The sequence below is a fragment of the Streptococcus parapneumoniae genome (genome assembly GCF_037076355.1).
GTDB lineage: Bacteria > Bacillota > Bacilli > Lactobacillales > Streptococcaceae > Streptococcus > Streptococcus parapneumoniae.
The window spans coordinates 80,690-93,882 of record NZ_AP026968.1 but is presented as its reverse complement, the minus strand read 5'-3'; the positions used below and the strand labels follow the sequence as shown (position 1 = coordinate 93,882).

Annotated in this window: 13 protein-coding genes; 1 reads left to right on the top strand and 12 read right to left on the bottom strand. The window is 39.9% G+C overall.

Annotated features, from left to right (window positions below):
• Positions 1-106: 106 nt before the first annotated feature.
• The 6 genes from SP4011_RS00525 to SP4011_RS00500 all read right to left on the bottom strand — a co-directional run bounded on the left by SP4011_RS00525 (position 107) and on the right by SP4011_RS00500 (position 5,778).
• On the bottom strand, positions 107-1,273 hold the full coding sequence (locus SP4011_RS00525; protein WP_173218985.1) for an SIS domain-containing protein: 1,167 nt from the start codon (positions 1,271-1,273) through the stop codon (positions 107-109).
• Between the two features lie 99 nt (positions 1,274-1,372).
• Positions 1,373-1,777 (bottom strand): PTS sugar transporter subunit IIA, encoded by a 405-nt coding sequence (locus SP4011_RS00520; protein ID WP_173218987.1) that lies wholly within the window; start codon positions 1,775-1,777, stop codon positions 1,373-1,375.
• A gap of 5 nt (positions 1,778-1,782) precedes the next feature.
• Positions 1,783-2,598 (bottom strand): PTS system mannose/fructose/sorbose family transporter subunit IID, encoded by an 816-nt coding sequence (locus SP4011_RS00515; protein WP_173282998.1) that lies wholly within the window; start codon positions 2,596-2,598, stop codon positions 1,783-1,785.
• Entirely contained in the window at positions 2,585-3,490 is a 906-nt protein-coding gene (locus SP4011_RS00510) for a PTS mannose/fructose/sorbose/N-acetylgalactosamine transporter subunit IIC (RefSeq protein ID WP_000617006.1), read from the bottom strand. The genes SP4011_RS00515 and SP4011_RS00510 overlap by 14 nt, the downstream gene beginning before the upstream one ends.
• Before the next feature lie 27 nt (positions 3,491-3,517).
• On the bottom strand, positions 3,518-3,994 hold the full coding sequence (locus SP4011_RS00505; RefSeq protein ID WP_173283545.1) for a PTS sugar transporter subunit IIB: 477 nt from the start codon (positions 3,992-3,994) through the stop codon (positions 3,518-3,520).
• Positions 3,991-5,778, bottom strand: coding sequence for a beta-galactosidase (locus SP4011_RS00500; RefSeq protein WP_338619451.1), 1,788 nt, complete (start codon positions 5,776-5,778; stop codon positions 3,991-3,993). Before SP4011_RS00500 ends, SP4011_RS00505 begins: the two co-directional genes overlap by 4 nt.
• Positions 5,779-6,124: 346 nt before the next feature.
• Between SP4011_RS00500 and SP4011_RS00495 the strand changes: the two genes are divergently transcribed.
• Positions 6,125-6,841 carry a GntR family transcriptional regulator gene (locus SP4011_RS00495; protein WP_173277324.1) on the top strand — a complete coding sequence of 239 codons (717 nt, stop codon included), beginning with the start codon at positions 6,125-6,127 and terminating at the stop codon, positions 6,839-6,841.
• Positions 6,842-7,099: 258 nt separating this feature from the next.
• On the opposite strand, the gene purB is transcribed toward SP4011_RS00495, so the two are convergent.
• The 6 genes from purB to SP4011_RS00465 form a co-directional block, all read right to left on the bottom strand.
• On the bottom strand, positions 7,100-8,395 hold the full coding sequence (purB, locus tag SP4011_RS00490) for an adenylosuccinate lyase (RefSeq protein WP_012972422.1): 1,296 nt from the start codon (positions 8,393-8,395) through the stop codon (positions 7,100-7,102).
• A 260-nt stretch (positions 8,396-8,655) separates the two neighbouring features.
• Positions 8,656-9,993, bottom strand: a complete 1,338-nt coding sequence (locus SP4011_RS00485; protein WP_338619450.1) for a viroplasmin family protein — start codon at positions 9,991-9,993, stop codon at positions 8,656-8,658.
• Between the two features lie 190 nt (positions 9,994-10,183).
• Positions 10,184-11,239: a hypothetical protein gene (locus tag SP4011_RS00480; RefSeq protein ID WP_338619449.1), complete on the bottom strand. Its 1,056-nt coding sequence runs from the start codon at positions 11,237-11,239 to the stop codon at positions 10,184-10,186.
• Between the two features lie 13 nt (positions 11,240-11,252).
• Complete coding sequence (gene purK, locus SP4011_RS00475; RefSeq protein ID WP_338619448.1) at positions 11,253-12,353, bottom strand: 5-(carboxyamino)imidazole ribonucleotide synthase; 1,101 nt, start codon at positions 12,351-12,353, stop codon at positions 11,253-11,255.
• A complete protein-coding gene (purE, locus tag SP4011_RS00470; RefSeq protein WP_054435011.1) occupies positions 12,340-12,831 on the bottom strand; it encodes a 5-(carboxyamino)imidazole ribonucleotide mutase in 492 nt (163 codons plus the stop codon). Before purE ends, purK begins: the two co-directional genes overlap by 14 nt.
• Positions 12,832-12,862: 31 nt before the next feature.
• On the bottom strand, positions 12,863-12,967 hold the full coding sequence (locus tag SP4011_RS00465) for a phosphoribosylaminoimidazole carboxylase (protein ID WP_079211595.1): 105 nt from the start codon (positions 12,965-12,967) through the stop codon (positions 12,863-12,865).
• Positions 12,968-13,193: the final 226 nt, after the last annotated feature.

Genomic DNA, 13,193 nt, shown 5'->3' with positions numbered 1-13,193 from the left:
TTTTACTATTTCTCTCAATCAAACAAACCATAGAAAGCGAATTGACAATCTATGGTTTACTTGTATGATTTACAAACTCCTTTATCAAGAATTCATAAACACTGTCTTACTTTTGATATTCGTGGATGATAACACCTTGTACCACACGGTTTACTGTACCAGTAGGAGACGGTGTATCTGGTTTATTTTCGACCTTAAGTGAAGTCAATAGGGCAAAGAGTTGAGCATAAACGATGTAAGGGAAGACACGGTAAATATCATTCAAGACACCGCCACAACCAAGGGCCACTTCTTTGACATTTTCAAGACCAAAGGCTTGATCACTCAAAAGCACAACACGACGAGCAATCTGGTCACCAGCAACCTCACGAACCAAGTCCAAGTCGTACTTACGAGTGTAGTCTGTCGTTGTCCCAAAGACCAAGACAACTGTATCTTCGTTGATCAGAGATTTTGGACCGTGACGGAAGCCAACTGGACTTTCATACATGGTCGCCACTTGGCCAGCTGTCAATTCCAAAATCTTGAGCTGAGCTTCATGAGCAAGTCCAAAGAAAGGACCTGCACCAAGGTAGATGACACGGTTAAAGTCTAGGTCAACAAGTTCTTTGACATCTTCTGGATTGTCTAGGATTTTACGGGCAAGACTAGATACAACTTCAAAACGTTCAGCTTTCACAGCAAATTCTGTAGGATCAAAGACCAAGAGAGCTGTCAACATCATAGACGTAAAGCTAGAGGTCATAGCAAATCCAGCGTCATTAGAAGCAGCTGGTTGCAAGAGCAAGAGATTACGGTCATCACCGTGGGCTTGAAGAGCCAATTTACCGTCCGTTGCACACGTAATCGTCACTTGGTAAAGCTCATCCACCAAGGCCTTGGCCAAATCAACAGTCGCCACACTTTCAGGTGAATTTCCGCTGCGAGCAAAAGATACTAGGACAGTTGCCACATCTTTTTTCAAATAAGTTTCTGGATTGGCAACAATATCTGTGGTCGCAATAGCATTGAAATTCCATTTGCGTTCGTCATAGACTTCCTTAAAGTAAGGCACCAAGGTATCTCCCACATAAGCAGAAGTCCCAGCACCTGTCAAAATAACCTTGATATAGTCATGTTTATCAGCAATCCCTTGTAGGAAGGCTGCAATTTCTTCACCTTTTGCTTGATAAGATTCAAAAGCTTCTTTCCATACGTCAGGCTGTTGGTAGATTTCACGTGTAGTGATTTCTGCACCCAATTCGATCAAGTCTTCTTTTGTATAATGTAGCATTGAGTTCCTCTTTTTCTATCAAATATGGGAATGGGAGTAAGCCCCATTCCCATGTATATTCTATATAAGTTGTTCTGACGATGTTCACGTTGTCACATCTTATTCATCTTCGTCATCATCGAAGCCCGCTAACAGGTCATTAACTTTCACAATGCTTTCTGCAGCACGGTTCTTATAGTCCGCATCTGCGCCTGTAAGGCTCGCATTGATAAATTCAATCACCATTGGAAGATTCATCCCTGCGTAAAGTTCGATGTCACGACCTTCCATAATCAAACGGCTTACCACGTTACAAGGTGTCCCACCGAGAAGATCCGCAAAGACTAGGAAATCATCCAATCCTTCAATAGCAGCTTCGAATTTTGCAGTAAAGTCTTCTGGCCCATCTTCTGGAAGAAGAGCTACTGTATGAATGTTGTCTTGTGGGCCCATAATCATTTCCGTACTACCTTTAAGCTCTTCACAGAAGCGACCATGGCTCACCAAAATCAATGATTTCGCCATAAAAATTACATTCCAAGTGCAAAGTGACCAAGGGCAGAAAGAACCAAAGCAAGTACGATAATAATACCGATAGCTTTAGTAGAGTTCATACCTTTCTTACCAAGCAACCAGAAGATAAAGGCAGTAAAGATTGCTGGAAGCAAACGTGGGAAGATTTGGTTCAAGATGTCTTGGAAATCAATCATCTTTTCACCGATTGGCAACTTGTAAGAAATTTCAAAGTTAATCACTGTTGCTACAAGAGCACCCATCATGAAGACACCAAGTACAGATGCAGCGTCAATCAAAGCTGTCAAAGTACTTTGCATGTTGTTGATAAGGTTAACCCCTTCTTTGTAGGCAAATTCCAACTGTTTCCAACGGAAGATGTCATACGCTACTGCAACTGCAATCCAAAGGAAGATACCCCAAGGTTGACCAGCGATAGCCATAGTTGCTGCGACTGACCCCATGATAGCAGGTACAAGTGAACCAAAGATTGTATCCCCAAGAGGAGCGAATGGTCCCATCAAACCTGTCTTGATACCGTTAACGGCGTCTTTTGAACCTACACCATCTTTTTCTTCCATGGCAAGGTCAAAACCAGCGATAATGGTATGGAAGAATGGTGAAGTATTGAAGAATTGAGTATGAACTTTCATCATTTCTTTCAATTCAGGAGTTCCATCACCATACATTTTACGCAATTGAGGCAAGATCATGTAAAGGTAACCAGAAGCTTGCATACGTTCGTAGTTCCAACCTAATTGGAAAGTAAACAAGCTACGTTTGTTGATTTGATTAAAATCTTCTTTTGTTAGTTTGTAATTAGAATTCGTCATCTTCGATTTCCCCACTTTCTGATGGTGTAGAAGGTGCTGCTACAGCTACTTTTTGGCTATTTTTGAAGTGAAGCACTGCAAGGAAGATACCTACGATAGAGATACCAATCATAGACAAACCTTTGAAGTTGTTCACGAAACCAATTTTTTCAGCAACTTCAGCAGGAAGAGTACCTACGATACCAGCAACAGCGCCACCAAGACCTGTTACATATGAGTAAAGAACAGTCAACATAGCTGTCAAACCAAATCCCATAGCAAGGTAGTGAAGGTTACGTTTAACTGGAAGGTAACGAAGCAAGATTGCAAATCCAAGACCTGGAAGCATACGTCCTGCAAGTGTCAAACCATCTGCAACCCATTGGTATTCTGTAACGAAGTCTACTACGCCTTGTACAAATTCACCACCAAAAGCAAGGGCAAAGAAGACTGGAAGGGCACGAGATAGAGCCCACGGAATCGCACCAAGTAAGTAGTTGCGTTCAATACCTTTATAGTCATAGCGTTCGATTGCAGCATCCACACGGTGAGCGAAGAAGGTAGTAGTCATACGTCCAAGAACGTCGAAGTAAGTCAAGAGAGCTGCTACTGGTACAGCGATTGTAGTAATTGCAAGCGGTGCATCAATTCCTTGTGAAACAGAGAAGGCTGTCGCAAGAACCGCACCAGAAGTTGCGTCGATACGAGAAGCACCACCGAAGGTACCAACCCCAAGAACGAACAGTTGCAAGTTACCACCGATAAGCAAACCAGTAGTCACATCTCCCATGATTAAACCAGTAATGAAACCAGCAAATACAGGAGAACCTGCAGATGAAACGATCGTCAACTCATCACAGATTTGATAAGCTGAGTACAAAGTGAGAAGTAAAATTTGCCACCATTGTATCATAACAATGACCTCCTAAAAAATTTTTTCCTATTTTAATAAGCTCAAAAAGTCTGAAATTGGATCATTTGGAACCATTTGAGCAGTAAGTTTAACACCTTTTTCTGCTAGTTTGCGGAAGTCTTCCACATCCTTGTCCACTACGTTGATAGAACGTGTAATAGAACGAGTTTCTGGTGTTTGAGACATATTCCCAACATTAAGGGTTTCAAGTGGTACACCTGCTTCTACCAAACCAAGGAAGCGGTCTGGCTTACGAGCCACGATAAAGAGACGTTGGCTATCGTATTTACCAGCAAGAATATTGGCTGCGGCTTTCTCAACTGGCAAAATACTCAATTTTACACCTGGTGGTGTCGCAAGTTTCAAACCACTCTTTTCAACGTCATTGTTGACAACTTCGTTATCTACAACCATAATACGTGAAACATTTAGTTTCCCAGCCCAAAGATTGGCTACTTGTCCGTGGATCAAACGTCCATCGATACGGCATCCTACAATTGTCATAAGTTTTCCCCCTTTATGTGTTTTAGTGTAGGTTTACGAGTTAAATGAATCTCTTCTTTATATTGGCCCTCTGTTTCAAAGATGATGATGCGGTTGGCACCTTCCTTGAGATAGCTATGAGGAATATAAAGCGAGAGTGTTGGGCCGACGTTCCAAAAACGTCCTAGATTCTGCCCATTGACAAAGGCAACTCCCTTACCAAACTCAGACAAGTCTAGGTAAGTATCTTTTGGCTCTTGGACTGTAAAGTCATAAGCATAAAAGGCTGGTTGTCCTTGAGTCCATCCTTTTGAAAAATCAATTTTCTCAGGATTGTCTAGTGGGAGTGGATAGTGTTTCCAGTTTAGTAAGAAATGCAAATCCTTACAAACCCCTGTCCGAATTCCCTTACGTTGCGTATCCGCTAAGAACTTATGCCCATAGTTGACACGCCCCATATTTTCTATCAATATATCAATCCTAGATAACGCTTTCTTTTCACCTTGATAGAAAATATCTTCCCCAATCTCTGTCTGATATTGGGTTTTAACCCACTGACCATCGACATACAGCTGGGCCCTATCTCGACCATCAATGATACGAAGTCTTTCTTCTTCTGCATCCCAGTTTGTTTCTGTTCGATAGAGTAGGTAGCCATAGCTTTGTCCCAACTCCTCCATCTTTTGAGGATAGAGACTTTCTATCGGACTTGACAAGCTATCTAAGGTTTCAAACAAGGAAACTTTTTCAACTAGTGGAATAGCATCCAACTCCATACTCTCTTTGTAGAGTGGTTCCAACTGTGGATACTCTGGGAAATGTGTCGCCATCATCTTCTTGACTGCAAGATATTTAGCAGTTGGATTTCCTTCTTCATCCAGAAGGGCATCGTAATCATAAGATGTAACTTGTGGCAAGTCCAAAGTTCCTCGAGCTGAGCAACCATTCATGAAGCCAAAGTTTGTACCACCGTGGAACATGTAGAGATTGATAGAGCCTTGTTCCAAAACCTCTCGAACTGCATCTGCCAATTCTTTTGGATCCCGTGTGATAATCGGTTCTTTCCAACGATTGAACCAGCCATCCCAGAACTCCATACACATGAGTGGCCATTTCTTACCATGCTCATCAAAGAATTCCTGCATCTGTGAAAAGTTGTAAGGTGCCTTAGAACCAAAGTTTCCTGTTACAAAGAGGTCATCTTCGATTAAGGTTCCAGCTTTTAGAGTAGCTCTCCATGGACCATCTGACGTAAAGAGGGGACAGGTTACGCCACGCTCTTCCATTAGCTGTCGAATTGCTCTCAGATAATCCTTATCTTCTCCGTAAGAACCATACTCATTTTCAACCTGCATCATGAGGATATTGCCACCATTGTCCAACAGATGTGGAACCAATCGTGGTAAGAGCTGGTCATAATAGCGACCGACAGCCTCAATATAGGCTGGATCTGATGAACGAATCCTCATATCCTTGGTTAAGAGCCAGGCTGGTAAACCACCGAATTCCCACTCCGCACAGATGAATGGTGACGGACGAACGATAGCGTAAAGACCCAAATCTTGTGCTGTCTGAAGAAACCTCTCCAAATCCAGAGCCCCTTCAAAGTGAAACTCACCCTCACGAGGCTCGTGTAAATTCCAAGCCACATAAGTCTCTACCGTATTAAAGCCAAGAGCCTTCAAGTTATAGAGCGAATGATACCAATCTTCTGGAGGAACCCTAAAATAATGAATGGCGCCGGACAAAATCTTGAACGGTTTCCCATCTAAATAGAAATCGTCTCGTATCTCAAATCGTGTCATAAAACTACCTTTTGATTGCAAAGTTTGCGCTTTCACTCGTTGTTATAGTAATTATAAACCAATCTGTTTGAATTGTCAATAGAAATTGTCGGAATATTTACTGTAATTTTACCATTATACACACGTTCAATTAGTTTCAAACATTTTCAGACCCATTTCAAACGCTCTTTACATTCAGAATATGGAACCTAAAATAATTTTGTATAAAATACATTTATAAAATATGAGTAATGCTTATGTACCTTAATTTTTCAAACTATTTTTCTAATTTTTTATTCAAAAGACTACTATTTTTTTCGCTTTTATGGTAAAATTTTCTGTGGAGAAGGAAAATAGAGGTAAAAATATGGCAATTCCCAAATATCAATACATAAAAGACGAATTAAAAAATAAAATCATCTCTGGGCAGTTTAGCAGTGGAGATAAATTTTACACTGAAGCAGAGCTCATTTCAATGTACGATGTCAGTTCTATCACAGTTGTCCGCGCCTTAAACGACCTTGCTAAAGATGGCTATATTGTCCGCCAACAAGGAAAAGGAACCTTCGTTTCACGTGCACGCAAACACAAGCTTGTAGAGTTTTCAGATATTGAACTCTTTAATGCTAAAGATGATAAGGTAACTGTTCTTTCAATTGAACGCGGAAACAAACTCGCTTACTTGGAAAAATTGGGTCTACGCGGCGATCAATTCTACTACAAGATTGAACGTGTCCGCGAATCAAACGGTGTCGTTTATATCTACCATACATCCTACATCCCAGAACAATATATCAACGCAAATTATCCAAACCTTGAATACTATAGTTCTATCTATAACCGTTTCAAGTTAGACTACCACATTCACATGAATGATGAACACTTTGAAGAAATCAACGAAATAGTCTTTCCAACTCCAGAACATGCGGCTTCAGTCCTCGGAGTCGATGAACAATTCCCTACTGTCCTACAAACTAAAATCACCAAACTCGAATCAACTGGTCAAGTTTTAGGATACAGTGAAACTTACAAACGATCTGATTATTACAAGATTAAATTCATCTCATGTGATCGTGATCACTAAGAAGAAAGCCTGAGCCTAAGCGCTTGGGCTTTTTCTATGCTTATTATATAACATAGTAGATTGAAATAGAATATGGACAAATCGATTAGGAAATTCAAATCAATTTCTAGTAATATTTTAGAAGTCACAGTATACTATTCTATATTCAACATATTATAAAATATTGGTTATTTTTTTCTAAAGCACTTTAATAAAAAAGAAAAATCGAAGTTCTGCTACTCCTATAAATGGAGTAATAGAAATTCGATTTTATTTTAATTATCCTAATCCAAGACGTTCAAAAATATCATCCACTCGTTTAGTGTAGTAAAGAGGGTTGAAGATCTCGTCGATTTCTTCTTGTGTGAGGCGTGATGTCACCTCTGGATCTGCTTCTAGCAGTGGTTTGAAGTCTACTTGGTTGTCCCAAGAGTAGGCTGTTTTTGGTTGTACCAAGTCATAGGCTTGCTCACGGGTCATCCCTTTTTCAATCAAGGTCAACATAGCACGTTGGCTGAAAATCAAACCAAATGTCGAGTTCATATTGCGGATCATATTTTCTGGGAAGACCGTCAAGTTCTTGACAATATTTCCAAAGCGGTTGAGCATGTAGTCAATCAAGATAGTTGTATCTGGTGTGATGATGCGTTCAGCTGATGAGTGGGAAATGTCTCGTTCGTGCCAGAGAGCAACGTTTTCATAGGCTGTAATCATATGACCACGGATAACACGCGCAAGACCTGTCATATTTTCAGAACCGATAGGGTTGCGTTTGTGAGGCATAGCAGATGAACCTTTTTGACCTTTGGCAAAGAATTCTTCTACTTCGCGTTGTTCAGATTTTTGCAAACCACGAATCTCAGTCGCCATACGTTCGATAGAAGTTGCGATGCTGGCAAGAACCGCAAAGTACTCAGCGTGAAGGTCACGAGGAAGGACCTGTGTAGAGATTTCTTGGGCACGGATACCCAATTTGTCGCAGACGTATTGCTCTACGAATGGTGGGATGTTGGCAAAGTTACCAACCGCACCAGAAATCTTACCAGCTTCCACACCAGCAGCCGCATGCTCGAAACGCTCGATATTGCGCTTCATTTCGCTGTACCAAGTCGCCAATTTAAGCCCAAAGGTTGTAGGCTCAGCGTGCACACCGTGGGTACGACCCATCATGATGGTGAACTTGTGCTCCTTGGCCTTGTCAGCGATGATGTTGGTGAAGTTTTCAAGATCACGACGAATGATGTCGTTGGCCTGCTTGTAGAGGTAACCGTAGGCAGTATCCACCACATCAGTAGAAGTCAAGCCGTAGTGGACCCACTTGCGCTCTTCGCCAAGAGTCTCAGAAACCGCACGTGTGAAGGCAACCACATCGTGGCGAGTCTCCTGCTCAATTTCCAAAATACGGTCGATGTCAAAGTCCGCCTTCTCGCGAATCAAAGCCACATCTTCCTTAGGGATTTCCCCCAACTCAGCCCATGCCTCGTCAGCCAAGATTTCCACCTCAAGCCAAGCACGGTATTTATTTTCTTCACTCCAAATGTTCGCCATCTCAGGGCGAGAGTAACGGTTGATCATAATTAAGATATTAAGGGCGTTAAGCGGACAAAGTCAAAATAGGAGTTTAGACGAAGAAGCGTCAGCTTCTAGGAAAACTATCTTTTTGGCCAAGTCCATAGCCCGTATTCAGTTTAAGAAATACGGTACCCTTGTTCCTTTCTAATTATTTATTTTTTTACAGGAGAGAGACAACTTTTATCTCGAGTTCAAATACTTGAACTTGCCCTCTTTTACTTTCTTTATTTTATTTTCTAAAAAAGAAGTACGACTATATGTTTTTAGTCAAACTCATCCCAAGATTTACTTTTTAATTTTTGTAAAGTTATAAATTGTGTAGCATTTTGATTACTATCTATTAAGTTTCTTACTAAATCTTGTGCATAAAATCTATTCACTCCCCAAGCAACATAATTTAGAATAGAGATTGATATATTTTTAATAACTTGCGAAAAATCTTCATCAATAATCTGTCTAGCAAAGGTCGCAAATGCATCATACGATGCAAAGCTATTTCCACAATACCCTTTGAATGATTTTGCTATTTTATTGATTATTTCTTCCCCATTATTTTTGGAAATGTACATATATTGAATCAATAAGTTGTTAAAATTTAGATAATTTTTATCATTTAATTTTTGACATAAATCTTCCCCTGATACCTTTTGTAAATAATCTTGTACATAAACTGTCAAATTCCCGTTTCTTAAATTCAAATCTACAACAGACTCTGCATCCTTTTTCTGGCTGAACTCATATATTTGATTTATATTATCTAAAATTGCTTCGCAGTCAATATATCTTCGGTCTGGATCAGAGGTAGTACAAATTTCAACAACACTTTTAAAAATATGATTTTTATCTCTAGGACTACCAGTCATAATGTAATTTATCACTTTACCTAGAGAGTATATATCACTTTGCTTGGTAGCATCTTTTAACTGCTGATATTGTTCTGGCGAACAATAATCGTATACTCCAAAATTTCTAGTATACATTGTTTCATGGCTACTTAAAGAATTTAAATCCTTACCTAAACCAAAATCTGCTAAAACAATCTGACCATTGTTCAAAAAAATATTTCTTGGAGTAATATCCCTATGGATAATACCTCTCTCATGAACTTGAGTAATGATTAAAAGAATTTTCCTTATAATATCTAGTTGCTCAGATAATTCAAGTGAATCTTTCTTTTGATAAATAAAATTAGCTAGTGTAGTGTCTAAATATTCCATACTATATGATATATCTGTCTCTGTAAAATCATAAACATTAACCACACCTGGTAAATCTGACAAAGATTTTGTTATCTCATACTCTCTATGAAACCGACTAACCGCTCCCTGATCTTCTAGCAAATCTTTTTTTAGTATTTTGATTACTATAGGTTTTGTAGAATCTAGAATTTTGTATACTTCTGCAAAACCACCCTCTCCTAACTTCTCTAAATGATTATATTTTCCTTCAAGATTGTACAGATATTTTACTGCTTCTTCTTCTGTTTCAAATCCTTTGTACTGTTGATTAGGAAAACCATTTATCTGCTTTTTAGCTTCTTCCCAATCTGTATAAATTCCAGGAATTGCGCCAACTCGAACTGCATAAAAATTTTTTCCCATAGTTCTCCCCTAACTTAATTATTCTGTATTCTAGACTACCACTATCATATATTTTATCTTGTAGTTGTACATCGTTTTTAGTTTAGCATACATGTCGTGGTTTTTTTAGTTCTTTATAATATGAAATCCATCAACTTGATGTCTTATCCCAATATTATTAAAAAGTATTAAACTGTATTCAAATACTTGGCTATTCCTCTTGTTTTTTCAAAGAACTATCAGGTTCCTCTCCTAAAATAACTAACTTATTAAACCAACTATCTACCTTATTTAAATCTTTAGATTCATAATTTAAAAATTTATATTTTGGATTCATAATCTTCTTAAAGAGATTACGAACAACATTATCCAGTTTCTGAACAACTTCTTTTCTATATCTAACAACTTGTTCTGATTGTTTAATCATTGTTCCATGAATATAATTTGAGCGTTCTTTGTAAGAATTTTTCAAAGTTTCAAATATATCTAAACGCTCAAGTGCAGAAGTTCCAATGAACCATGCCGCTCTCTCAGATACCTTTTGAGTATTTTCTCCTTTTACACCAAAAATACATTCTAAAATAGAAACATATAAAGCAATCTTAGAAGAAATATTTTTTTCCCTACGTGCATAATTTAAAAAATCTAACGCTCTGTGAAAACTTGGCAAATTCGGAATATTATCAAACTCTGGACCTTCACTTTTAAATCCTTTAACTTCTGCAAAAATTGTATGTTCTAATATTAATTTATACCATTCACTAGCCTCATCTAATTCCTCTTTAGAAAAAGGTACATCTTTTCTTTCACCAGTAGCTAAATAGTTAACACCAAACCCATTATAACTGTCAGGGTACTTTTCAGGTATTTCAGGGCCACTGTATGTAATAGCACTATCCGGAGTTATAGAGTTATCTTTAACAAACCACATTGCTCTACTTACTTGTACAGCATTAAGAAATGAAATATATGTATATTTTCTGACATCATTTTCTAGAATCTGAAAATTGTCTAGCGAGAAATATAAATACGGGTATTCACGTAACTTCCCCAAAACTTGCAGACCATAAGTCTCTCTATATATATTTGTAGCTAAGTTAGCAGATTGAGGATTCTCCAAAAAATCAATATTAAAAATATTATCTAAAAATTGTTTATCATAACAAATAATGAGAGGCTGAGAGTGCTCTTTAGCTCCATCATAAAAAAGATAGGACGCATTATTTAAAACACCTGCATCGATCCTTAGTCCTTCAAACCCAACCATTATCCTAAAAACATTATTCATTATCTATATCAATCCCTTTCTCAAACTCATCCACACTATCCGGCGCATCACTAAACAAAGTCACATGTCCCACCTTGCGGTTATGCTTTGCTTCTATTTTACCATACATGTGGAGGTGGGCGCTTGGATTTTCTGTGACAAATATTTCAGCGGTCTCGACATGCTGGCCGAGAACATTGAGCATGACAGCTGGGGCATGCAGTTTGATAGCTGGCAATGGTGCTCCCAGAACGCCCAAGATATGGGTATCAAACTGGGAGAAGTCGCAGGCTTCGATAGAATAGTGCCCAGAGTTGTGTGGACGTGGAGCAATCTCATTGACGATAATGTCGTCAGCGGTCGCAAACATTTCCACGCAGAGCGTACCAGAGAGGTTCAGCTGTTCAGCTATTCGCACCGCCATAGCTTTGGCTTTTTCTGCTAGATTCTCAGAAATGCGAGCAGGCACAATGGTCTTAGAGAGGATGTTGTTACGGTGGATATTTTCCTGAACTGGGAAAACTGTCACTTCCTTGCCGTTGCCTGACACGATGACAGAAATCTCAAGGTCAAAGTTGACAAATTCTTCCAAAACACAGTCTGCTGAATCGGCTAGTGCATTGGCTTCTTCCAAGTCTGCTTCCGAGCGAATGACCTTTTGTCCATGCCCATCGTAGCCACCAGTCGCCGTCTTGAGGACATAATTTTTCGACAGGTCAATATCTGTCAAGTCATGGCTAGAAGTCACAACCCTATAAGGGGCAACAGTGACTTGTGCCTTATTTGAGAGAAAATCCTTTTCAAAGATACGATTTTGAGAAATGCGGAGCAGATCCGTTCCTTGAGGGAGTTCTCCCTCCTTGATGACAGCATCCAAACCGTCAGCATCGACATTTTCAAACTCATAAGTGAGGACATCGCAACGTTCCGCCAACTGACGAAGAGCGTCCACATCATTATAAGGAGCCACGATGATTTCCGCCACACGAGAGGCTGGGCAATCCGCCGCAGGATCCAGCGCGATAACCTTGTGCCCCATATAAATGGCAGAAATAGCCATCATCTGACCCAGCTGACCGCCACCGATAATTCCGATTGTTTTAGATGAGCTCATTTGTCGACTCCTCTGCGATTTTTCCTTGCTCTTCTGCAAAATCTGCCAATGCTGTCGCGATAGCCTGATCTTCTACTGAAAGGAGACGGAGGGCAAAGAGGGCAGCGTTTGTCGCTCCTGCTTCACCGATAGCCATGGTCGCAACAGGTACTCCACCCGGCATCTGCACGATAGAGTAGAGTGAGTCCACGCCACTAAGCGCGCGTGATTTGACTGGTACACCAATGACAGGAAGGATTGTTTTGGCAGCTACCATTCCTGGCAAATGAGCTGCGCCTCCCGCACCTGCGATGATAACCTTGATGCCACGGCTACGGGCCTCCTCCGCATGTCTGAACATGAGGTCAGGTGTACGGTGGGCAGAGACAACTTTCTTTTCGTAGGCTACACCAAAGCGGTCTAGGACTTCTGCTGTTTTTTGCATAGTTGCCCAGTCGGATTTTGAGCCCATGATGATGGAAATAATTGGTTTGGTCATAATTTTCCTTTTCTTTCCTTTCTTTTTTCAATCACCTTAGGTTGTGAGGGACGGCAGCAGTCTCATGCCTAAATTGGAAGCCCAAGGTCTTCCAATTTCCCTGAACGCTTGGATTGTCATCCAAGCGTTCTTTCACAACGGCGGTGATTGTTCTATATTAGCTCGCTAACGCTCGCAGGGTTATGCGTCCATTAGCGTATTTTATGAATTTTTATTTTTCTTTTTAATAATCGTTTAATGTAGTACGGACGTAAGCGACCGCCTATGGCGTTCCATTACTAAAACTGGAGCCTAGGTCTCCAGTTTTCCGCTCCTAGTAGCAAAGCTACTAGGAGTTCCACTACTGCGACGATTATTCTATT